This is a genomic window from Denitromonas iodatirespirans (genome assembly GCF_018524365.1).
GTDB classification, from domain to species: Bacteria; Pseudomonadota; Gammaproteobacteria; order Burkholderiales; family Rhodocyclaceae; genus Nitrogeniibacter; species Nitrogeniibacter iodatirespirans.
In genome coordinates this window covers 25,593-46,871 of the sequence record NZ_JAEKFT010000013.1, presented here as the reverse complement: position 1 = coordinate 46,871, position 21,279 = coordinate 25,593, and the positions used below count along the sequence as shown (strand labels likewise).

Annotated in this window: 19 protein-coding genes; 8 read left to right on the top strand and 11 right to left on the bottom strand. The window is 67.1% G+C overall.

Features of this window, described 5'->3' with window-relative positions:
- Window positions 1–48: 48 nt before the first annotated feature.
- From I8J34_RS12750 to I8J34_RS12710, 9 genes are all read right to left on the bottom strand, one after another.
- Window positions 49–585: an aminoacyl-tRNA deacylase gene (locus I8J34_RS12750; protein ID WP_230411820.1), complete on the bottom strand. Its 537-nt coding sequence runs from the start codon at window positions 583–585 to the stop codon at window positions 49–51.
- The gene (xerD, locus tag I8J34_RS12745) at window positions 560–1,495 is read right to left on the bottom strand and encodes a site-specific tyrosine recombinase XerD (RefSeq protein WP_214361813.1); all 936 of its coding nucleotides are present in this window, start codon (window positions 1,493–1,495) and stop codon (window positions 560–562) included. Before xerD ends, I8J34_RS12750 begins: the two co-directional genes overlap by 26 nt.
- A complete protein-coding gene (locus I8J34_RS12740; protein WP_214361811.1) occupies window positions 1,465–1,947 on the bottom strand; it encodes a methylated-DNA--[protein]-cysteine S-methyltransferase in 483 nt (160 codons plus the stop codon). The genes xerD and I8J34_RS12740 overlap by 31 nt, the downstream gene beginning before the upstream one ends.
- A 161-nt stretch (window positions 1,948–2,108) precedes the next feature.
- A complete protein-coding gene (locus tag I8J34_RS12735; protein ID WP_214361809.1) occupies window positions 2,109–2,678 on the bottom strand; it encodes a chalcone isomerase family protein in 570 nt (189 codons plus the stop codon).
- Between the two features lie 107 nt (window positions 2,679–2,785).
- A complete protein-coding gene (locus tag I8J34_RS12730) occupies window positions 2,786–4,063 on the bottom strand; it encodes a glutamate-5-semialdehyde dehydrogenase (RefSeq protein ID WP_214361803.1) in 1,278 nt (425 codons plus the stop codon).
- Window positions 4,064–4,173: 110 nt separating this feature from the next.
- On the bottom strand, window positions 4,174–5,193 hold the full coding sequence (gene holA, locus I8J34_RS12725) for a DNA polymerase III subunit delta (protein ID WP_214361799.1): 1,020 nt from the start codon (window positions 5,191–5,193) through the stop codon (window positions 4,174–4,176).
- Complete coding sequence (locus I8J34_RS12720; protein ID WP_214361797.1) at window positions 5,190–5,711, bottom strand: LPS-assembly lipoprotein LptE; 522 nt, start codon at window positions 5,709–5,711, stop codon at window positions 5,190–5,192. Before I8J34_RS12720 ends, holA begins: the two co-directional genes overlap by 4 nt.
- 37 nt (window positions 5,712–5,748) lie before the next feature.
- Entirely contained in the window at window positions 5,749–8,367 is a 2,619-nt protein-coding gene (leuS, locus tag I8J34_RS12715; protein ID WP_214361796.1) for a leucine--tRNA ligase, read from the bottom strand.
- A 414-nt stretch (window positions 8,368–8,781) separates the two neighbouring features.
- Window positions 8,782–9,108 carry a hypothetical protein gene (locus I8J34_RS12710; protein WP_214361794.1) on the bottom strand — a complete coding sequence of 109 codons (327 nt, stop codon included), beginning with the start codon at window positions 9,106–9,108 and terminating at the stop codon, window positions 8,782–8,784.
- A gap of 278 nt (window positions 9,109–9,386) precedes the next feature.
- Here I8J34_RS12710 and I8J34_RS12705 point away from each other — a divergent pair, with 278 nt between their 5' ends.
- Window positions 9,387–11,591, top strand: coding sequence for a UvrD-helicase domain-containing protein (locus tag I8J34_RS12705; RefSeq protein ID WP_214361793.1), 2,205 nt, complete (start codon window positions 9,387–9,389; stop codon window positions 11,589–11,591).
- Window positions 11,592–11,598: 7 nt separating this feature from the next.
- On the opposite strand, the gene I8J34_RS12700 is transcribed toward I8J34_RS12705, so the two are convergent.
- On the bottom strand, window positions 11,599–12,402 hold the full coding sequence (locus I8J34_RS12700; RefSeq protein ID WP_214361791.1) for a response regulator: 804 nt from the start codon (window positions 12,400–12,402) through the stop codon (window positions 11,599–11,601).
- Window positions 12,403–12,545: 143 nt separating this feature from the next.
- Window positions 12,546–13,325 carry a ParA family protein gene (locus tag I8J34_RS12695; RefSeq protein WP_214361789.1) on the bottom strand — a complete coding sequence of 260 codons (780 nt, stop codon included), beginning with the start codon at window positions 13,323–13,325 and terminating at the stop codon, window positions 12,546–12,548.
- A 309-nt stretch (window positions 13,326–13,634) separates the two neighbouring features.
- On the opposite strand from I8J34_RS12695, the gene I8J34_RS12690 reads away from it, so the two are divergent.
- The 7 genes from I8J34_RS12690 to I8J34_RS12660 all read left to right on the top strand — a co-directional run bounded on the left by I8J34_RS12690 (window position 13,635) and on the right by I8J34_RS12660 (window position 21,277).
- Window positions 13,635–15,923 (top strand): NADP-dependent malic enzyme, encoded by a 2,289-nt coding sequence (locus tag I8J34_RS12690; protein ID WP_214361788.1) that lies wholly within the window; start codon window positions 13,635–13,637, stop codon window positions 15,921–15,923.
- A gap of 129 nt (window positions 15,924–16,052) precedes the next feature.
- A complete protein-coding gene (locus tag I8J34_RS12685; protein WP_214361786.1) occupies window positions 16,053–17,231 on the top strand; it encodes a phospholipase A in 1,179 nt (392 codons plus the stop codon).
- A 16-nt stretch (window positions 17,232–17,247) separates the two neighbouring features.
- Window positions 17,248–18,225, top strand: a complete 978-nt coding sequence (locus tag I8J34_RS12680; RefSeq protein WP_214361784.1) for a quinone oxidoreductase family protein — start codon at window positions 17,248–17,250, stop codon at window positions 18,223–18,225.
- Complete coding sequence (locus tag I8J34_RS12675) at window positions 18,225–18,581, top strand: hypothetical protein (protein WP_214361783.1); 357 nt, start codon at window positions 18,225–18,227, stop codon at window positions 18,579–18,581. Before I8J34_RS12680 ends, I8J34_RS12675 begins: the two co-directional genes overlap by 1 nt.
- A 30-nt stretch (window positions 18,582–18,611) precedes the next feature.
- On the top strand, window positions 18,612–19,103 hold the full coding sequence (locus I8J34_RS12670) for an acyl-CoA thioesterase (protein WP_214361782.1): 492 nt from the start codon (window positions 18,612–18,614) through the stop codon (window positions 19,101–19,103).
- A 64-nt stretch (window positions 19,104–19,167) separates the two neighbouring features.
- Window positions 19,168–20,280 (top strand): rhomboid family intramembrane serine protease, encoded by a 1,113-nt coding sequence (locus I8J34_RS12665; RefSeq protein ID WP_214361781.1) that lies wholly within the window; start codon window positions 19,168–19,170, stop codon window positions 20,278–20,280.
- A gap of 46 nt (window positions 20,281–20,326) precedes the next feature.
- On the top strand, window positions 20,327–21,277 hold the full coding sequence (locus I8J34_RS12660) for an AEC family transporter (protein WP_214361780.1): 951 nt from the start codon (window positions 20,327–20,329) through the stop codon (window positions 21,275–21,277).
- The last annotated feature ends 2 nt before the right edge of the window (window positions 21,278–21,279 follow it).

Below are 21,279 nucleotides of genomic sequence, written 5' to 3'. Positions count from 1 at the left end.
GTTCAATGAATATTGCAGAGACGCCGTACGCACGTGCCGAGTCGCTCGTCAGTCGTCGGTTGCCGTACCTTTGGCAACGGTGACGGGCGTGGGCGATAGCGCCCGGAGCAGGTCGTGGGGATGGAGTGCGACGAGAAAGCCGCGCTTTCCGCCATTCAGATATATCAGCGGCAAATCGAGAATGCTGCGTTCGATGAAGATCGGCAGAGGTTTGCGGGTGCCGAACGGCGAGGTGCCGCCGACTTGATAGCCGGTGTGTTTTTGAGCAATTTGCGGTTTGCAGGGTTGAATCAGGCGATTGCCGCTGGCCAGCGCCAATTGTTTGGTGGCCACATCCCGGTCGCCATGCATCAATATCAGCAGCGGTTTTCCGGTTTCGTTTTCCATCACCAGGGTCTTGATGACAGCGTGCTCGGGAAGATTCAGGAAGCGCGCGGCAAACGGCGCTCCACCATGCTCTTCGTAGGGATAGAGGTAGGGGGCGAAGGCAATGCGCTGGGCTTTGAGTGCGCGTGTCGCGGGCGTGTCTGGCGTATTTTGGGTCATGATTCGAATCGATTCATCCGCGGGGATGGTGAATCGCATGGAGCTGTTTCAGGCGCGCGCGAGCCACATGCGTGTAGATCTGGGTCGTGGAAATATCGGCATGACCGAGGAGCAGCTGAACGACCCGCAAATCGGCGCCATGGTTGAGTAAATGGGTGGCAAACGCATGGCGGATGGTGTGGGGCGAGATACGATCGCGCGCAATGCCGGCGCTGAGGGCATGCTGCTTGATAATGCGCCAGAACATCTGGCGGCTCATGGCAGCGCCCTGGACGGTGACAAACAGGGCGTCGCTGTGGCGTCCCTTCAGAAGCTCATTGCGCGCCGCCGACAGATAGCGGCGCAGCCAGTCGCAGGCGGCGGCGCCGATCGGCACCAGGCGCTCCTTGTCGCCTTTGCCGAGCACGCGCAAGGCACCGTCGTTGAGGCTGACTTCGAAGCCGCGCAGGCCGATCAGCTCGGAAACACGCAGGCCGGTGGCATACAGCAGTTCCAGCATGGCCTTGTCGCGCATGCCCAGTGCCGTGCCGGTGTCCGGTGCGCCGAGCAGGGCGTCCACTTCCGCCTCCGACAGGCTCTTGGGAAAGCGCGGGGCGGCCATGGGGGGATCGAGCGTCTGCGTGGGGTCGTCACGGATCCGCCCGTCCTGTTTCAAGGCATGGTAATAGCGTCGCCAGGTCGATAGCAGGCGGCGCTGGCTGGTGGCCTTGGCGCGTCGGCTGAACTCGGCCAGATACGCATGCAGGTGCGTGGCCTGGGCGGCCGACGGGGCCAGCGCATGGGTGCTGTGCAGCCAGCAGGCGAACAGTGTCAGATCGCGCCGATAGGCGGCGAGCGTGTTGCGCGACAGGCCGTCGGAGAGCCACAGTGCGTCGCAGAAGGCGTCGAGGTCCGCGGCGGTGGCCGGCGGCAAGGGCGCTAGCGCCGGCGTTCGTGCTGGATCAGCCATGCTTTGGTGTCGAGCAGAAAACCGCCGCGCGAATGGGCGAAGCCGCCAAGGGCATGCTGTGCCACCACGCGATGGCAGGGCACGATGATCGGGTACGGATTGGCGCCACAAGCCTGGCCGACGGCGCGGGCGGCGCTGCCGAGCGTTTCGGCCAGGTGGCCGTAGGCACGTACCTGGCCGCAAGGAATCGCCGAGATGGCCGCCCACACGCGCTGCTGAAAGGCGCTTCCAGCCGGATGCAGCGGCAGGTCGAAGCGGTGCTGCGGATCGTGCAGATAGGCGTCGAGCTGGCGTTGGGCTTCGAGGGCGAGGGGGTGGACGCTGGCGTGTGCGACCGTGCCGGGCGGCAGGAAGCACACTTCGGTGATGGCGTCGTCGGTTACGCGAATGCCAAGGGCGCCGAAGGGCGCCAGCATGATGCCGTCGAACGAGGATTGGGTCTGCGAAGACATGGCCGCATTGTGCGGTGACGGCGCGGACGCTTCAAGTCGGGTGGGTGCGGCGCGGCCCGAAGGCCACGCCGACCCGGTTGCTCTACCCCAGAGCAATCGGGCGCGCAGTGCGCACCCGACGCGCAGCAGTATGCCACAGCTGCCGGGGGCGGAGGCGTGGCTTATTCGCCGATCAGTGCCTGTTTCAGATCGCCCTGGGCCGGGGCTTCGCCGATCCACACCCGCAGCAGAGCGTTGGAGAAATCGAGGCCGCCGATCGGGTCGCCCTTGGGGCTGCCATTGACCACCAGGCGGGTGCCGCCGCCGGGGACGAAATCGATCTGGATACGGGTGCCTTCCTTGGCCTCCTTGAGTGCCAGCAGCGTGGCGCGGAAGGCCTCGCTGTCGGCCTTGAGCGCTTGCTGCTCGGCCTCGCTGAGGTTCTTCTTCAGGCCCTCGGAGAGCGCGTCGGCGAACTGTTCGGCGGTCAGGTCGCGCAGCGTGACGATGTCGATGCGGCGCGGCCCGTCGCTGGCCAGCACCGCCTGTGCGCCCTTGGCCTTGGCGGGCAGGTAGAGGCCCATGGCATAGACCTTGAACACGAACTTGGTGCGCAGGCCGGCGCCGTTCAGTTGCAGCGTCTGGCCGGCCATCTGGCTGTGGTCGTCGAATTTGACGCCAGCCACTTCGACGGCGGCATGGGCGGAGGCGAGGGCGAGCGATGCGCAGAGGGCGCCCAGCAGTTTTTTCATGATGTCTCCTGATTGGGATAAAAAAAGCGTCCGGAGCCCCTGCGCACCGGACGCTTCATCCTATCAAAGCCATCGCACGGTCGTGCGAAAAAACATCGCTGCCGCGATCAGCGGCGAACTTCTCCGTTGCCGAAGACGATCCACTTCTGGCTGGTCAGTCCGTCCAAACCGACCGGGCCGCGCGCATGGATCTTGTCGGTCGAGATGCCGATCTCCGCGCCCAGGCCGTACTCGAAGCCGTCGGCGAAGCGGGTCGAGGCGTTGATCATCACCGAGGCCGAATCGACCTCACGCAGGAAGCGCATGGCTGCCGTGTAGTTTTCGCTGACGATGCTTTCGGTGTGGCCGGAGCTGTAGCGGTTGATGTGGGCGATGGCCGCGTCCAGGCCATCCACCACCTTGACCGCGATGATCGGCGCCAGGTATTCCTCCGACCAATCGCTCTCCTCGGCCGGGCGCAGCTTGGCGCTGTCGATGCCGGCGGCCTCGAGGATGGCCAGGCTGTCGGGGCAACCGCGCAGCTCGACGCCCCGGGTCGCCAGCATGGCGCCCAGGCGCGGCAGCATCTCGGCGGCCACGGCGCGGTCGACCAGCAGCGACTCGGCGGTGTTGCAGGTGCCGTAGCGCTGGGTCTTGGAGTTCTCGACGATGGCCATCGCCTTGTCGGGGTCGGCCGCACTGTGCACGTACACATGGCAGTTGCCGTCGAGATGCTTGATGACCGGCACCCGCGCTTCACGCGAGATGCGTTCGATCAGGCCCTTGCCGCCGCGCGGCACGATCACGTCCACGAACTCGGGCAGGGTGATCAGATGGCCGACGGCGGCGCGATCGGTGGTGTCGACCACCTGTACGGCGGTGGCCGGCAGGCCGGCGGCAAGCAGGCCGTCGCGCACGCAGGCGGCGATCGCCTGGTTGCAGTGCAGCGCTTCCTTGCCGCCACGCAGAATGGCCGCATTGCCGGACTTGAGACACAGCGCCGCGGCGTCGGCGGTGACGTTGGGGCGGGCTTCGTAGATGATGCCGATGACGCCCAGCGGCACGCGCATCTTGCCGACCTGGATACCGCTCGGGCGGCGCTTGACGTCGGTGATCTCGCCAACCGGATCGGGCAGGGCTGCGATCTGTTCAAGGCCGGCGGCCATGTTCTCGATGCCGGGCTCGGTGAGGGTCAGGCGATCGACCATGGCCGGCTCCAGGCCGTCGCTGCGGGCCTGCGCCAGATCGGCGGCATTGGCCTTGAGCAGGGCCGACTTGTGGTCGCGCAGGCGGCTGGCGATGGCCAGCAGGGCGGCGTTCTTGGTTTCGGTGGAGGCGGCGGCCAGCTGGCGCGAGGCGTCGCGCGCTTGCTGGCCGAGCGTCCGCATGTAGGCTTCGATGTCCATGATTCGGTGCCGATCGGTTCGGTTGAGCAAAAGGGCGGCGGACGGTAATGATGCGCCCGACGCAAGCGGTCTAGATTACCGCATCGTTGCGCGCTGCGGCAAAGCCGGTGTCAGCGCGCCGGGCACAGCCTCAGGCAGAGCAGCAGGAATTCGTCCCACACCTCGCCGGGCGCGATGCCCTTGATGATGCGGTCGATCCGCGCGGCATGGGCCAGCGCGGCACGCGCGCGGCCCGGGGCTAGGCGTTGCAGGGCGCGCTGCAGCGCGTTGCGGCGGCGATCGTCGAAAACGCGCTCGGCCTTGAGGGCGGCCGCCAGCGGCTGGCCCTCGGCTTGCGCCGCCTGCAGCCGGGCGAGGGTACGGATCTCGTTGGCCAGCATCCACAGCAGCAGCGGCGCGGCCGTGCCCTCGCCAGCGAGGCCTTCGAGCAGGCGGCTGCAGCGGCCGGCGTCGCCGTCGAGCACGGCGCTGCGCAAGCCGTCGATGTCGTAGCGGGCCACATCCAGCACCGCTTCGCGCACCGCCTCCAGGCTCAACTCGCCGGGCGGATGGAGCAGGGCGAGCTTGGTGATTTCCTGGTGCGCGGCGAGCAGGTTGCCTTCGACATGCTCGGCGATGAAGGCCAATGCCTCGGTCGGGGCGCTTTGCTGCTGGGCGGCGAGGCGGCGGGCGATCCACTGGGGCAGCTGCTCGCGCGGCGGGGCATTGCATTCGACGGCCACGCCCTTCTGGCTCAGGGCGGTGAACCAGGCGGTCTTGCGTGCGGCCCAGTCGAGCTCGGGCAGGCTGATCAGGGTGAGGACATCGGTGGCGACCGACTCGGCGCGGTCGGCCAGGCGCTTGAGTGCGTCGCCGCCGTCCTTGCCGGGTTTTCCGTTGGGAATGCGCAGGTCGATGACCTTGCGGCTGCCGAACAGTGACAGGTTGCCGGTGGCTTCGAACAGGGTCTCCCAGTTGAAGCCCTGCCCGCTGATCAGGATCTCGCGCTCGTCGAAGCCCTGGCGCCGGGCCGCGGCGCGCAAGGCGTCGCCGGCTTCGGAGACGGTCAGCGGCTCATTGCCATGCAGCAGGTAGATCGCGGCCAGCGGCTTGTCCAGATGGGCGGCGAGCCGGTCCGGCGACAGGTTCATCGGGCGGCGGGCGCGTCGGTCTTGGTGGCGGCGAGGCGGCGCACCAGTTGCTGGGCGATGTCGTCTTCCATGTCGCGATAGAGCATGGCTTCTTCCTGCCCCTTGGCCAGCAGCTGGGTGTCGTCGTAGGTGACGTCGCGGCGCACCGCGATGCCTTCGGCCGGGCGCAGCGTGGTGCCGTCGGCGCGCTCCACGGCGAAGGACAGCGTGGTAAGCAGCCGGTATTCGCGCGCCTTGCCGGCGCGGTTCAGGCTGAGGATGTCGCGCTCACGCTTGATGTTGATGATGCGGATGACGACCTCGGCCTCCTTGAGGCGCTCGGTCAGGACCACGCCGTTGATCTCGAGCTGGCGGGCGATCCGGTTCATGAACGGGTCGTTGCGGCTGGCGTTGAGATAGGCGCGCTGGAACGGCATGTCGAGCTGGCCGCGCAGATGGAAGCCGCAACCGGCCAGGCCCAGCGTGGCCAGACCGGCGAGCAGCAGGCGGCGGCGGGGCGCCAGGGGGCCTGTTTTCATGGTGCGGAGCGTCCTTGGATGGGCGAGTTTTGGGGCATCAGCAGACGATATTGACCAGGCGACCGGGCACCACCACGATCTTGCGTGCCGGCTTGCCGTCCATTGCCTTGACGGCGGTGGCATCGGCCAGGGCGGCTTGCTCGATGGCGTCGCGGGCGGCGTCGGCGGCGACCTTGATGCTGCCGCGCAGTTTGCCGTTGATCTGCAGCACCAGTTCGATCTCGTCCTGCACCAGCGCGGCTTCATCGACCTCCGGCCAGGCGGCGGTGAGGATGTCGTCGCCGAAGCCGCAGTCGCGCCACAGGGCGTGGGCGATGTGCGGGGTGATCGGGTTGAGCACGCGCAGCAGGATCGACAGGCCTTCCTCGGCCACTTCGGCGTGGGCGGCGGCTTCATCGGCCGGTGCCTTTTCGAGGGCGTTGAGGATCTTCATGGTGGCCGAGGCCACGGTGTTGAACTGGTGCTTGCCGAAGTCGTAATTGGCCTGCTTGAGGCACAGATGGATCTCGCGGCGGACGGCGGCCAGGGCCTCGGGCAGCTTGGCCTTGCCGAGTTGCCGGTCGGCCGGCAGTGCAGGGCGCATCTCGGTGGCGAAGCGGTGACCGAACTGCCAGACGCGCTTGAGGAAGCGGAAGGCGCCTTCGACACCGGAGTCGGACCATTCCAGCGTCTGCTCGGGCGGGGCGGCGAACATCATGAAGAAGCGGGCGGTGTCGGCGCCGTATTGCTCGATCAGCGATTGCGGATCGACGCCGTTGTTCTTCGACTTCGACATGGTGGTGAGCTCGTGCTCGAGCGCCGTGCCGTCGGCCTTCAGCGTGGCGCCGGTGATCTGGCCCTTGGCGTCGCGCGCCAGCGCGATGTCTTTTTCCCAGTAGTAGTTCTTGCCGCCGCCTTCGGGTTTGTGGAAGAAGGCGTTGTTGAGCACCATGCCCTGGGTGAGCAGGTTGGTGAAGGGCTCGCGGTAATTCACCAGGCCGAGGTCGCGCATCACCTTGGTCCAGAAGCGCGAATAGAGCAGGTGCAGGATGGCGTGTTCGATGCCGCCGATGTACTGGTCGACCGGCATCCAGTAGTTGGTTTCGCCGTCGACCATGCTGTCGCTGCTTTGGGCCGAGGCAAAGCGCGCGTAGTACCAGGACGAATCGACGAAGGTGTCCATGGTGTCGGTTTCACGCTGCGCCGGCTTGCCGCAGGACGGGCAGGTGCAGGCGAGGAAGTCGTCGCGCTTGGCCAGCGGATTGCCCGAGCCGTCGGGCACGCAGTCTTCGGGCAGCACCACCGGCAACTGGTCGTCGGGCACCGGTACGGCGCCGCAACTGTCGCAGTGGATGATCGGGATCGGGCAGCCCCAGTAGCGCTGGCGCGAGACGCCCCAGTCGCGCAGGCGGAACTGCACGCGCTTGGCGCCCAGTTGCTTGGCGTCGAGATCGGCGGCGATGGCCTCGATCGCCTCGATCGAGCGCAAGCCATTGTATTTGCCGGAATTGACCAGCTTGCCGTGCTCGGTGTAGGCGTCGGTCCAGGGGGCGACCACCTCGCGGTAGCTGTCGTGGGTGGAGGCGACCACCATGGTGATCGGCAGGCCGTACTTGGTGGCGAAGGCGAAATCGCGCTCGTCATGGGCCGGCACGGCCATCACGGCCCCTTCGCCGTAGCCCATCAGCACGTAGTTGGCGACCCACACCGGCAGATATTCGCCGGAGATCGGGTGCACCACGCGCAGGCCGGTGTCCATGCCCTTCTTTTCCATGGTCGCCATGTCGGCTTCGGCCTGGCTGCCGTGCTGGCATTCGGCGATGAAGTCGATCAGTGCCGGGTTGCCCTCGGCCGCCTGCAGCGCCAGCGGATGCTCGGCGGCCACCGCCACATAAGTGGCGCCCATCAGCGTGTCGGCGCGGGTGGTGAACACCTTGAGCACGCCGGCCTTGCCGATGGTGCTCAGATCGTAGGGGAAGTGGACTTCCACGCCTTCGGAGCGGCCGATCCAGTTTTTCTGCATCACACGCACGCGCTCGGGCCAGCCGTCGAGCGTGTCAAGGTCGGAGAGCAGCTCTTCGGCGTAGTCGGTGATCTTCAGGTAGTAGCCGGGGATCTCGCGCTTCTCGACCAGCGCGCCGGTGCGCCAGCCACGGCCGTCGATGACCTGCTCGTTGGCCAGCACGGTCTGGTCGACCGGGTCCCAGTTCACCACCTGCGTTTTGCGCTCGGCGATGCCCTTTTCGAGCATGCGCAGGAACAGCCACTGGTTCCATTTGTAGTAATCGGGCTGGCAGGTGGCCAGCTCGCGGCGCCAGTCGATGGCGAAGCCCAGCGACTTGAGCTGCTGCTTCATGTAGGCGATGTTGTCGTAGGTCCACTGCGCCGGTGGCACGCTGTTCTTGATCGCCGCGTTCTCGGCCGGCAGGCCGAAGGCGTCCCAGCCCATGGGCTGGAGCACGTTGTAGCCGCGCATGGTGTGGTAGCGCGAGAGCATGTCGCCGAGGCTGTAGTTGCGCACATGGCCCATGTGCAGCTTGCCCGACGGGTAGGGGAACATCGACAGGCAGTAGTACTTGGGGCGGCTCGGGTCGTCGGAGACCTCGAAGCTGCGGGCGTCGGCCCAGTAGTGCTGGGCGGCGGATTCGATGGCGGCGGGCGTGTACTTGTCCTGCATGGGGGGCGGTCGGTCAGCGGGATTCAAAGCGGGGGAGTATACCGTGAAGCCCGGGCGGGTAGGGGCTGTGGCCATTGATCCGACGGATCGCGTTGTGTCCATGAAGACACGGAACAAGGCGCGCGAGGCGGCCAAGGGCGGGACCCCTTGGCAACGAGTGCAACACCGTGCCGTGTCTTCATGGACACAACCCTCCGGGCTCGTGCCTATTGGCCGCCATGGCTGCGTTGCGCCTCCTTGTCTGGGGGCCACCCAGACAGCGTCGGCGCGCCTTGCCCTGGCGGCCAATAGGCACGAGCGCGACCGTCGGATCAATGGCCACAGCCCCTTGCGGCGCCCTCGCGCGAAAAAACGGCACCCGGCCTGGAAGGCCCGGTGCCGAACTCCATCGAGGAGAGGGAGGGAGACGGTGGCTCAGGCCGCGCGACGCGGCACGCCGATACAGCGCTGCCAATGGGCGGCTGCGGCGGAGGAGAAATCTTCCATCATCGTCAGCGGCAGGCGCATGACGCGGGCCTGGCTGCGGAAGAGGGTGCTCATGCTCGGGGTGCAGAGGCTGGCTTCCTCGGCTTCGAGCAGGGCGACGAAGGCGTCCATGGCGGCGCCGAAGTATTCGGAGTTGCCGACCCAGCCGGTGTCGGCCGTGGCTTGGCGGACGGCCTTGCGCCACAGCGCTTCGGCACGTTCGATGGGTACGCCGGCACGGCGGGCATACCAGGGAAGCAATTTCGGTGCGTTCATAGTGGACTCCTGGCGCGTCTGTTGCGCGCCCTAAGCGATAGGCTGCCTTTTGGATAGCCTTCTCTGCGAGTGGTGCAGAGCAAAACAAACAGGTGTTTGAATCCTAGCAAATCCTGTGGTGCTTTGGAATTGAATAAGATCAATTTGTGTTGCAATGCACAATCAAACCTTAGTCAAATACTCGGGCTTTGGCAAGTTCAGGGTTTTGCCGCGCCATTCGACCCGACCGGCGGCGACCGGAGGGGTGGGGTAAAATGCCCGGTCATACCGGAGTCCGCATGACCGATCTGATCGCCACACTCAACGAAGAACAGGCCCGCGCCGTCACCCTGCCCGCCCAGCACGCCCTGATCCTGGCCGGGGCCGGGTCGGGAAAGACCCGGGTGCTGACCACCCGCATTGCCTGGCTGATCCAGACCGGTCAGGTCACCCCGCAGGGGGTGCTCGCCGTGACCTTCACCAACAAGGCGGCCAAGGAAATGCAGGCGCGTCTGGCGGCGATGCTGCCGGTCAACCCGAAAGCGATGTGGATCGGCACCTTTCACGGCCTGTGCAACCGCTTGCTGCGGGCACATCACCGAGAGGCCGGGCTGCCGCAGCTGTTCCAGATCCTCGATTCGGCCGACCAGCTGGCTGCCATCAAGCGGCTGCTCAAGACGCTGAACGTCGACGACGAGAAATTCCCGCCGCGCGAATTGCAACACTTCATCAACGGCCAGAAAGAGCAGGGCGTGCGCGCCGCCGCGGTCGACGCCTTCGACGATTTCACCCGCCGCCGGGTCGCGCTTTATGCGGAGTATGAGGCTCAGTGCCAGCGCGAAGCAGTTGTGGATTTCCCTGAATTGCTGCTGCGCACCTATGAGTTGCTGAGCCGCAACGAGCCCCTCCGGCACCACTACCAGCGCCGCTTCAGGCATATCCTGACGGACGAGTTTCAGGATACGAACAAGCTGCAATATCAGTGGCTTAAGCTCCTGGCCGGCGGCGAGGAGGGCGAGGCGCCGGCCTGCCTGTTCTGCGTCGGCGACGACGATCAGTCGATCTACCGTTTCCGCGGTGCGGAAGTGGGCAACATGCTGGCCTTCGAGCGCGAGTTCAAGGTGCCCAACGTGATCCGCCTGGAGCAGAACTACCGCTCCTGCGGCAACATTCTCGATGCGGCCAACGCCATCATCGCCAACAACACCCAGCGCCTGGGCAAGGAGCTGTGGACCGACCGCGGCGAGGGCGAGCCGATCCGCGTCTACGAAGCCTTTACCGATGGCGACGAGGCGCGCTGGCTGGTGGACGAGGTGCAGGCGCTGGTGCGCGACGGCATGCTGCGTTCGGACATCGCCATCCTCTACCGCGCCAACGCCTTGTCGCGGGGGCTCGAGCACCAGCTGTTTTCGGCTGGCGTGTCCTACCGGGTGTATGGCGGCCTGCGCTTTTTCGAGCGCCAGGAGGTCAAGCATGCGCTGGCCTATCTGCGCCTGATCGCCAACCCGGACGACGACACGGCCTTTGCGCGCGTGGTCAATTTCCCGACGCGCGGCATCGGCGCTCGTTCGCTCGAGGCCTTGCAGGACGCGGCGCGTACTTACAACAGCAGCCTGTATGCCACGGTGTCGCACCTGTCGGGCAAGCCGCGCGCGTCGATCGGCGCCTTCGTCCAGCTGATCGAAACGCTGCGCAACGCCACGGCGAGCTTGCCGCTGCCCGAGGCGGTCGATCATGTGCTCGACCAGTCCGGCCTGCGGGCGCACTACGAGAGCCAGAAAGAAAAGGACGGCCGCGAGCGGCTCGAGAACCTGGACGAGATCATCAGCGCGGCCACCAACTTCGTGGCCGAGAGCGAAGCGCCCGAGCCGGATGTGGCGCACCCGCTGCTGGCCGACTTCCTGGCGCACGCCTCGCTCGAAGCCGGCGACCATCAGGCCGATGCGACGGACGACGCGGTGCAGCTGATGACGGTGCACGCAGCCAAGGGCCTGGAGTTCGACGCCGTGTTTCTGTGTGGCCTGGAAGAGGGCCTGTTTCCGCACGAGAACAGCCTGATGGAAACCGACGGGCTGGAGGAGGAGCGGCGGCTGATGTACGTGGCGGTGACGCGTGCGCGCCAGCGCCTGTATGTGTCGCTGGCGCAAAGCCGCATGCTGCACGGCCAGACGCGCTACAACATGCGCTCGCGCTTCCTGGAGGAGATTCCCGAGGCGCTCACCAAGTGGCTGACGCCGCGCACCAGCGGCGGGCAGATGCAGGCGCGCCCGGCCTACTTCACGCCGTCACCGGCCGCCCCGCGGCGGCCTGCGGTGGCTGCGCGGGCGCCGGGGCGCGATCTGGGCGGCTTGCGCATCGGCCAGAACGTGCGCCATGCGCGCTTCGGTGTCGGCGTCATCGTGGCCGCCGAGGGCAGCGGTTCGGATGCGCGGGTGCATATCAACTTCGGCGCGCAAGGCGTGAAGTGGCTGCTGCTGTCGGTGGCCAAGCTCGATCCGGTGTGAGCCCGCGCTAGCTGCCGGCCAGCGCCCGGTGCAGCAGCCGGCGCACCGAGCCGGCGTCGAAAGGCTTGTCGCAGATGCCCGACACCCCGGCCTTCTCGATGGCCGCCAGGCGGCTGGCATCCTGCTCGCTGGTCACCATCAAGACCGGCACCGAGGTCTGCCAGCTGTGCTGGCGGATATGCTCGACCAGCGCCCGGCCGTCCATTTCCGGCATGTTGTAGTCGGTGACCACCAGATCGACCATCGTGTCGCCGAGGATGCCGACGGCCTCGGTGCCGTCGCCGGCTTCGATGAAATGGCGCAGGCCGAGCTGTTCGAGCACGCCGCGGATGCAGCGGCGCGCATGCGGGCTGTCGTCCACCAGCAAGACCTTGAGTTCTTCGAGGTCGAGATCGATGTCCGTCATGGGCTCGATGGCGCGCATGTCGAGCGTGGCGTTGATCGCCTGGGCCAGTTGCTCGGCCGTGAAGGGCTTGGGCACGATGGCGCACACGCCCGACTGGCGGACCGGGTCGAGCGCCTGCGGACGGGTCTCGCTGGAGACCAGGATGAAGGGCACGTCTTCCTGGGCGGGGACGCTGCGCATGCGCAGCACCAGGTCGGTGCCCAGCATGTCGGGCAGATACAGGGCGCTGATGACGATGTCCGGGGTCCGCTGCGAGAGTGCAGCCAGCGCCTGCGCGCCGGTGTCGGCGTAGTCCATCGACACGATGCCCAGCGATTCGCACAGCTGGGCGATGACTTTGCGCTGCATCGACGAGGGTTCGACGATCAACAGATCGAGCGCGGTGGCGTTGATCGAGGTGGCCATGGGCGGCTCCGTGGAAGATATGTGCCAACCACAGTTAGCGGCCATGGTCGGACAATCTTCAGCCTTTTGCCATGACGGCGGGCTGGCCGCGCACCGGCCCGGGCGGTGAGGGTGACGCCGCCCGCCGTCCCGCGCGGCTCCCGTCAGGTGCCGTATTTACGCGCCAGGGTGTCGTGCAGGGTGATGAACTCCTGCGACAGCTTGTGCTTGGGGTCGAGATGGATCATCGGCCGCGCCTGCTCGTGCGATTCCTTGATCTTGACCGAGGCCGACAGGTAGGGGGCGACGATCGGCAGGCCCTCGTCGATCAGCTCCTGCACCACCTTGCGCGGCAGGCTGGCGCGCGGTTGGAACTGATTGACCACGATGCCTTCGATGACCAGATCGCGGTTGTGGTCGGCGCGGATCTCGTCCACGTTGGCCAGCAGCGAGTACAGCGCGCGGCGCGAGAAGTCGTCGCAATCGAAGGGGATCAGGCAGGCATCGGCGGCGATCATCGCCGAGCGGGTGAAGAAGTTGAGCGCCGGCGGGGTGTCGATGTAGATCACGTCGTAGTCGTCGGCCAGCTCGTCGAGCGCCTCGCGCAGCTTGAAGATCTTGTAGCGCGATTCGAGCTTGCCCTGCAGCTCTTCGAGGTCCGGATGCGAAGGCATCACGTGAAGGCGCTCGAAGGGGCTGACGGTGACGAAATCGTCGAGCGGTTTGGGGTTGAGCTTGAAGTTGAGCGTCTGGTCGAAGAAGTCGGCCAGCGAGCTCTCCAGCGTGTCGGTGGCCTCGCCCAGCAGGTAGCGGGTCGAGTTGCCCTGCGGATCGAGATCGACCACCAGCGTGCGCAGGCCGTTGTGGGCACTGATGGCGGCCAGGTTGCAGGTGATGGTGGACTTGCCGACCCCACCTTTCTGGTTGAAGACAACGCGTCGCATGTTGGCCGATCTCCCCCGGGGTCCGGATAAATGAACGTTGGGCGCATTTTGCCAGTTAATGCTGCATTGCGGTGACCGTTGGCCGCGCCATCCGCTTCCGTCCGGGCCGGTTTCTGCGGATAATGCCCCGATCCGCCCGGAATGCGCCGCCAGCCTCTCCCCGGCCAGCGTCGCATCGCTCCACGGCCGGCACCCCGAGGTGCTGCGCAAAGAAGTCAAATCACACTGTGGAAGTTCGCAATTGGCGGGCGGTACTCCGGCACGTAGGCTGCCGGAGTTGATCGTTGCATATCGACTGAGGGAGAGACAATGGATCAGGATTTCATCGCGGCCGCGCTGGACTATCACCGCGCGCCGACTCACGGAAAAATTTCGGTGGTGCCCACCAAGGGGCTGACCAACCAGCGCGATCTGGCGCTGGCCTATTCGCCCGGCGTGGCCGCGGCCTGCGAGGCGATCGTCGCCAACCCGGCCGAAGCCAGCGAGCTGACCTCGCGCGGCAATCTGGTCGGGGTGATCACCAACGGCACCGCCGTGCTGGGCCTGGGCAACATCGGCCCGCTGGCCTCCAAGCCGGTGATGGAAGGCAAGGGCTGCCTGTTCAAGAAATTCGCCAACATCGATGTATTCGACATCGAGCTCGACCAGAACGACCCGGACAAGCTGATCGAGGCCGTCGCCGCGCTCGAACCGACCCTGGGCGGCATCAACCTCGAAGACATCAAGGCGCCCGAGTGCTTCTACATCGAGCAAGAGCTGCGCAAGCGCATGAAGATTCCGGTCTTCCATGACGACCAGCACGGCACCGCCATCATCTCCGCCGCCGGCCTGATCAACGGCCTGAAAGTGGTGGGCAAGGACATCGGCCAGGTCAAGCTGGTGTGCTCGGGCGCCGGCGCGGCGGCCATCGCCTGCCTCGACCTGATGGTCAGCCTCGGCCTCAAGCGCGAAAACGTGTATGTGTGCGACTCGCGCGGCGTGATCCGTGTCGGCCGCGACGAGAACATGGAAGCCAACAAGGCCCGCTACGCGCAGCAGACCGAGGCGGCCACGCTGGGTGAGGTCATCGAGGGCGCGGACATCTTCCTCGGCCTGTCGACCGCCGGCGTGCTCAAGCCCGAGATGGTCGCGCGCATGGCCGACAAGCCGCTGATCTTCGCGCTGTCGAACCCGACCCCGGAGATCATGCCCGAAGAGGCCAAGGCGGTGCGCCCCGACGCGATCATCGCCACCGGCCGCTCGGACTACCCCAACCAGGTCAACAACGTCCTGTGCTTCCCCTTCATCTTCCGCGGCGCGCTCGACGTGGGCGCCACCACCATCACCGAGGAGATGAAGCTGGCCTGCGTCAAGGCCATCGCCGAGCTGGCCGAGGCCGAGCAGAGCCATGCTGTGGCGGCCGCCTATGCCGGCGCCGACCTGAGCTTCGGCCCCGAATACATCATTCCCAAGCCCTTCGACCCGCGCCTGATCGTCAAGATCGCGCCGGCCGTGGCGCGTGCGGCCATGGAGTCCGGCGTGGCGACGCGCCCGATCGACGACTTCGCGGCCTATGTCGAGAGCCTGTCGGCCTTCGTGTATACCTCCGGCATCATCATGAAGCCGGTGTTTTCGCAGGCCAAGAAGATCGCCCCGCAGCATAAGCGCGTGCTCTACGCCGAAGGCGAAGACATGCGGGTGCTGCATGCGGTGCGTGCGGTGGTCGAAGAGGGCCTGGCCCGTCCGATCCTGATCGGTCGCCCGTCGGTGATCGCCCGACGCATCGCCCGTGCCGGCCTCGATCTGGTCGAAACGCGCGACTTCGAGATCGTCAACACCGAAGACGATCCGCGCTACCGCGAGCTGTGGCAGGAATACCACCAGCTGATGGCACGCGATGGCGTCACCCAGGAAATCGCCCGCGCCAAGATGCGCCGCGACACTACCCTGATCGGCTGCATGCTGCTGCGCCGCGGCGATGCCGATGCGCTGGTGTGCGGCACCTACGGCACCTACGACTATCACCTGCGGCAAGTCGAAGACGTGATCGGTCTGGCGCCCGATGCCAAGCGCTTCGCCACCATGAGCATCCTCCTGCTGCCCAAGCGCGTGCTGGCGATCACCGACACCTATGTGAACGAGAACCCGACGGCCGAAGAGATCGCCGACATCGCGGCCATGGCGGCCGACGAGATGAAGCGCTTCGGCATCAAGCCCAAGCTCGCGCTGCTGTCGCACTCGAACTTCGGCAGTTCGCGCTCCACCTCGGCGAAGAAGATGCGCATGGCGCGCGATCTGCTGGTGGCCCACCGGCCGGATATCGAATGCGACGGCGAAATGCATGCCGACGCGGCGCTCAGCCAGGAGATCCGGGATGTCGCCAATCCCGAGTCCTCGCTGGTCGGTGAGGCCAACCTGCTGGTGATGCCGAACATCGATGCGGCCAACATCAGCTTCAACCTGTGCAAGGTCGCCAACAGCGACGGCGTCACCGTAGGGCCGATCCTGCTGGGCACCGGCAAGTCGGTGCACATCCTCACCTCGTCGGCGACCGTGCGCCGCCTGGTCAACATCACGGCCCTGGCCGTGGTGGATGCCGAGGAGCACCGCGTGCGCTGAGCTGCGCCGGTGTGATCGGCCACGAACGGGGCGCCTGCGGGCGTCCCGTTCGTTTTGGTGAGCCCTCACGACCGCGAAAACCGGGGGCGGCTAGAATGATGGGCCTGAATGACGACACGAATCCGAATCATGAAATTCCGACCTATCCCCTCCTGGTGTGCAGCCGTGTGGCTGAGCCTTGCCGCGCCGGTGCAGGCCGAGCGCCTGCTGTCGGCGGAGCGTGTGCATGCCCAGGCGGGGCAGGCCTTTGCCGTGACGGTGGTCGATACGGCCGCGGCGGCCGTGCTGCCCGACGAGATCGAGGCGCACCTGGCGCTCGGTGACCGCCATGTCGCCGTCCGGCTGCATGCACTCGACGTCGCCGCCGGGGCGACCCGGCGCTACGCCTTTGCCTGGCCGGCGGAGGCGCTCGGCCTGGCCGTCGTGACCCTCGCCGATGACAGCCGTGCGCGCCTGATGGTGCTGGCCGAGCGCAAAGGCTGGGAGATTGGTGAAGATCCGCAAGCGCGTCAGCGTGCGTTGCCGGTCGAGGCCCGGCCCGCCGCGACCCCCGCACAAGCACCGACGGTGGCCGCCGAGGTGATACCGCCGACGCCGGCGCTGTCCTTCTATGACCCGATGTATTTCGTCGTCGGTGCCAACGGGGGCGCCTCGGCGCGCTTCCAGCTCAGTTTCAAATACCGCTTGTTCGACGACGAAGGGGCCTTGGTCGGGCTGCTGCCCTTCTTTGGCGGCTTGCATTTCGGCTACACCCAGACCTCGCTATGGGATCTGGGCTCCGATTCGGCGCCTTTCCGCGACACCAGCTACCGGCCGGCGCTGTTCTACGAATGGGATGTGCCGGTCGCCGCCGACAGCCGGCACCGGCTCTGGGTGCGCTCCGGCGTCGAGCACGAGTCGAACGGCCGCGACGGCGAGAAGTCGCGCAGCATCAACACCGCCTTCGTGCAGGCCGACTGGCAATACCGCCTGGGCGAAGGCGAAAGCCATTTCGGCCTGACGCCGAAGCTGTGGGGCTATCTCGAAAAATCCGACAACCCGGACATCCAGCGCTACCGTGGCTATGGCGAGCTCGGGCTGCGCTTCGGCCGTGACGACGGCTGGCTGGCCAAAGTGATGCTGCGTCGGGGCAAGGGCGGTGTCGGCACCTCGCAAGTCGATGTGTCCTATCCGCTGCGTCAGTCCATCTTTTCATCGGTCGGCGCCTTCTTCCATCTGCAATACTTCGACGGCGAAGGGGAAACACTGCTGGACTATCGCCGCGCCGGCCACCCACAATTGCGGATCGGTGTTTCCATCGTTCGCTGAATCCAGGAGAGCGCCCATGAACCAAGCCATTCGTTTCCACGAAACCGGCGGCCCCGAGGTCCTGCGCTGGGAGACCGTCGAGGTGCCCGCGCCGGCGTCCGGCGAAGTAACCCTGCGCCACCATTCGGTCGGCCTCAACTACATCGACACCTATCACCGCAGTGGCCTGTATCCGGTGCCGCTGCCCTCGGGCATCGGCCTGGAGGCGGCGGGAGAGGTGACGGCCGTCGGCGAGGGCGTCACCGAGCTGCGCGTCGGCGACCGCGTCGCCTATGCCGGCGGCCCGCTCGGCGCCTATGCGCAGCATCGCAACATGCCGGCCGACCGGCTGGTGAAACTGCCCGAGGGCATTTCCTACGAGCAGGGCGCGGCGATGATGCTGCAAGGCATGACCGCGCAATACCTGCTGCGCCGCACCTACCGGGTGCAGGCCGGCGACACCGTCCTGATCCACGCCGCGGCCGGCGGGGTCGGCCTGATCGTCTGCCAATGGGCCAAGGCGCTGGGCGCCACCGTGATCGGCACTGTCGGCTCGGAAGAAAAGGCCGAACTGGCCCGAGCACACGGCTGCGACCACGCCATTCTCTACAACCGCGAGAAGTTTGCCGACCGGGTGCGCGAGATCACTGGCGGCAAGGGCGTGCCGGTGGTGTACGACTCCATCGGCAAGGACACCTTCATGGACTCGCTCAGCTGCCTGCGCCCGCGCGGGCTGATGGTCACCTACGGCAACGCCTCGGGGCCGGTCGCGCCCTTCGATCCGGGCCTGCTGGCCAAGATGGGCTCGCTGTTCCTGACCCGGCCGACGCTCTTCGGCTACACCGCCGAGCGGGAAGATCTGGTGGCGATGGCGCAGGACTTGTTCGAGGTGGTCGGCAGCGGCAAGGTCAAGATCGAAGTGCGACAGCGCTACCCGCTCGCCGAGGCGGCCCAGGCGCATCGCGATCTCGAAGCGCGCAAGACCACCGGTTCCACCGTGCTGGAACCGTTTTGATGGGCGCTTGGCGCGCCGGGTTGGCCGCTGCGCTGCTGTGCGTGGCGGCGGCGGGGCAGGCCGCCGACCCGCTGCCCAGCCCGGCCGGCGCGGCCCATCTCAAGGCCGAGCGGGCACGCATCGAGCGCGCCTTTGTCGACGAGGTGTCGGCCGTCGCCGGCGTCTCCGGCAGCCAGGTGCGGCGCGGCATGCCCAACGGGCCGCGCATCACCGACACCGGCCGTAGGGTCATTGAAAGCCTGGAGCATCAGACTGGTCGCACGCTGAGCGACGACCAGCGTGCCGCCATCCAGGCGGCCGATGCGCGGCGCGAGGCGGCGCTGGCCCGCGCGCGGGCCGAGGCTGCCCGACGCTGAGGCTTACCCTCAATCACAAGGACGCTCTCCATGGACCTCCCCGCCCATCAACTGACCATGACGGTGCTGATGACGCCCGAGATGGCCAACTTCTCCGGCAAGGTGCACGGCGGCGCCGTGCTGCGCCTGCTCGACCAGGTCGCCTACGCCTGTGCCAGCCGCTACGCGGCGCGCTACGTGGTGACGCTGTCGGTCGACCAGGTGATGTTCCGCGAACCGATCATCGTCGGCGAGCTGGTCACCTTCCTGGCCAGCGTGAACTACACCGGCAAGTCGTCGATGGAGGTCGGCATCAAGGTGCTGGCCGAGAACATCCGCACCCAGGAAGTGCGTCACGCCAACAGCTGCTTCTTCACCATGGTGGCGGTCGGCGACGACGGCAAGCCGGTGCCGGTGCCGCCGCTGCGCCCCTTCAGCCCCAAGGAAAAGCGGCGCTTCGAGGCGGCCGAGGCGCGCAAGACCCTGCGCCTGGAGCTGGCGCGTCGCTTTGCCGAAACGCACGGTCACGAGGGCGGTGCCTGATCCGGTGTCCCGATCGACCGATTGCGAACAGCCCCGCACTGTGCGGCTGAGGGGAGGCTCCGCCGTGCCTGCGCCCCGCATGCCCACCCCGGAGGAGTTCATCGACGCGCTGTTCGCGCGGGTGCCGGTGATCTGGGCGAGCGTCGGCCTGATCGGCGCCAACCTGCTGATCTTCGCCGCGCTGGCCGTTGCCGCCGGGGCGCTGTGGCATGTGCCCGGCGCGCTGCTGGCCGACTGGGGCGGCAACTACGCGGTGCAGACTCACGGTGGGCAGCCCTGGCGGCTGGTTACCGGCCTGTTCCTGCATGGCGGCTTGCTGCATGTGGCGCTCAACATGCTGGCGCTCTACCAGGGCGGCCAGCTGGCCGAGCGGGTGTTCGGCTCGCGCCCTTTCCTGATGCTGTATCTGGCCTGCGGCGTGGTGGCCAGCGTGGCCAGCGTGTGGTGGCGGCCGAGCGGCTTGAGCATCGGCGCCTCGGGCGCGGTGTTCGGCGTTTTCGGCGCCTTGCTCGGCTATGTGCTGGTGTGTCGGCATGCGGTGCCGGTGGCGATCGCCCGGCGCCTGCGCCGCGGCCTGCTGATCTTCATCGCCTATTCGCTGGCGGCCGGGGTGTTGCTGCCGGGCATCGACAATGCGGCCCATCTCGGCGGACTGCTGACCGGCATCGTGCTCGGCGCGGCGCTGGCCCCGGTGCCCGGGCCGGGCGCCGGGGCACGGCGAACGCTGGCGGCGGCCCTGGTGGGACTGGCGGCCGCCGGCCTGTGGCTGGCGGTGCCCCCGCCGCCCCAGCCGCGGCCCGCCGCCACCGTGTCGATCGAGGCGCCGCTGCGCCATCTGCTGGAGACGGAGCAGCGGCTGGTGACCCGCTACCATCTGGTGCTCGACGCCTTGCGGTCCGGGCAGATGCCGGTGGGCGATGCGCTGCGGGTGATCGAAACCGAATTGATGCCCGGCTGGGCGGCGCTGGCCGACGCCTTTGACGCGGCCCCGGCCAGTGCCCTGCAGGCGCCGGCCTTTGCACGCTATGCCCGCTTACAGCGCGAAGTGCTGCAGGCGCAGGCCATGGGCTTGCAGACGGGCGATCGGCGCTGGACGGAGCTGGCGATTGCCCTGCAGGCGTCGGCCGACGCGCTGATTCGCGATACGCTGAGGGCCGACGGGGCTGCGCCCCGCTGAGCCGGCCCGCATCGGGGCCCGGCCCCCGATCCTGTGACGAGAACCCATGACCGAATTGCTGAACGCGCTGGCGTTTTCCTTCTCCGTGACCGGCCCGATCTTCGTGGTGCTGCTGCTTGGCGTCGGGCTGATGCGCATCGGTCTGCTCAACGACAATTTCGTCGATACCGGCGCGCGGCTGGTGTTCAACGTGGCCTTGCCGGCGCTGCTGTTCATCAGCATCAGCAAGACGCGCTTCGAGGCGGCGGCCAATGTCGACCTGATCCTGTTCGGTCTGGTCGGCACGCTGCTGCTCTTCATCGCGCTCGAATGGGTGGCGCGCCGCTGGGTGGCGACGCCGAGCGACCGCGGGGTGTTCGTGCAGGGCTGCTTCCGCTCCAACATGGGCATCATCGGCCTGGCGTATTGCGTCAATGCCTATGGCGAGGCCGGGCTGGTGGCCGCGTCGCTGTATCTGGGCATCGTCACCATCTTGTTCAACGTGCTGGCGGTGATCACGCTCAGCCGGTCGCTGGGCACCCACCAGAGCTTCGGCCGGATGCTCAAAGGGATTGCCCGCAATCCGCTGATCATCGGCATCGTGCTGGCGCTGCCGGTGTCGTGGGCGGGCATCGAGCTGCCGGCGCTGGTGCGCCAGTCGGGGCAGTATTTCGCCAATCTGACGCTGCCGCTGGCCTTGTTGTGCACCGGGGCGGCGCTGGATTTCGGCCAGCTGCGGCGGGACATCCGCAACACCCTGCTGGCCGGCGGCATCAAGCTGGTGGCGGTGCCGCTGCTGTTCGTCGCGGCCGGGCTGGCGCTGGGGTTTCGCGGGGTCGACCTCGGCGTGCTGTTGCTGATGTCGGGTGCGCCCACTGCGGCGGCCAGCTATGTGATGGTGCGCGCCATGGGCGGCAATGCCGCGCTGGCCGCCAACATCATCGCGGTGACCACGCTCGGCTCGATCCTCACCACCAGCCTCGGCGTGCTGTTGCTGCGCACCGCCGGGCTGATGTAGGC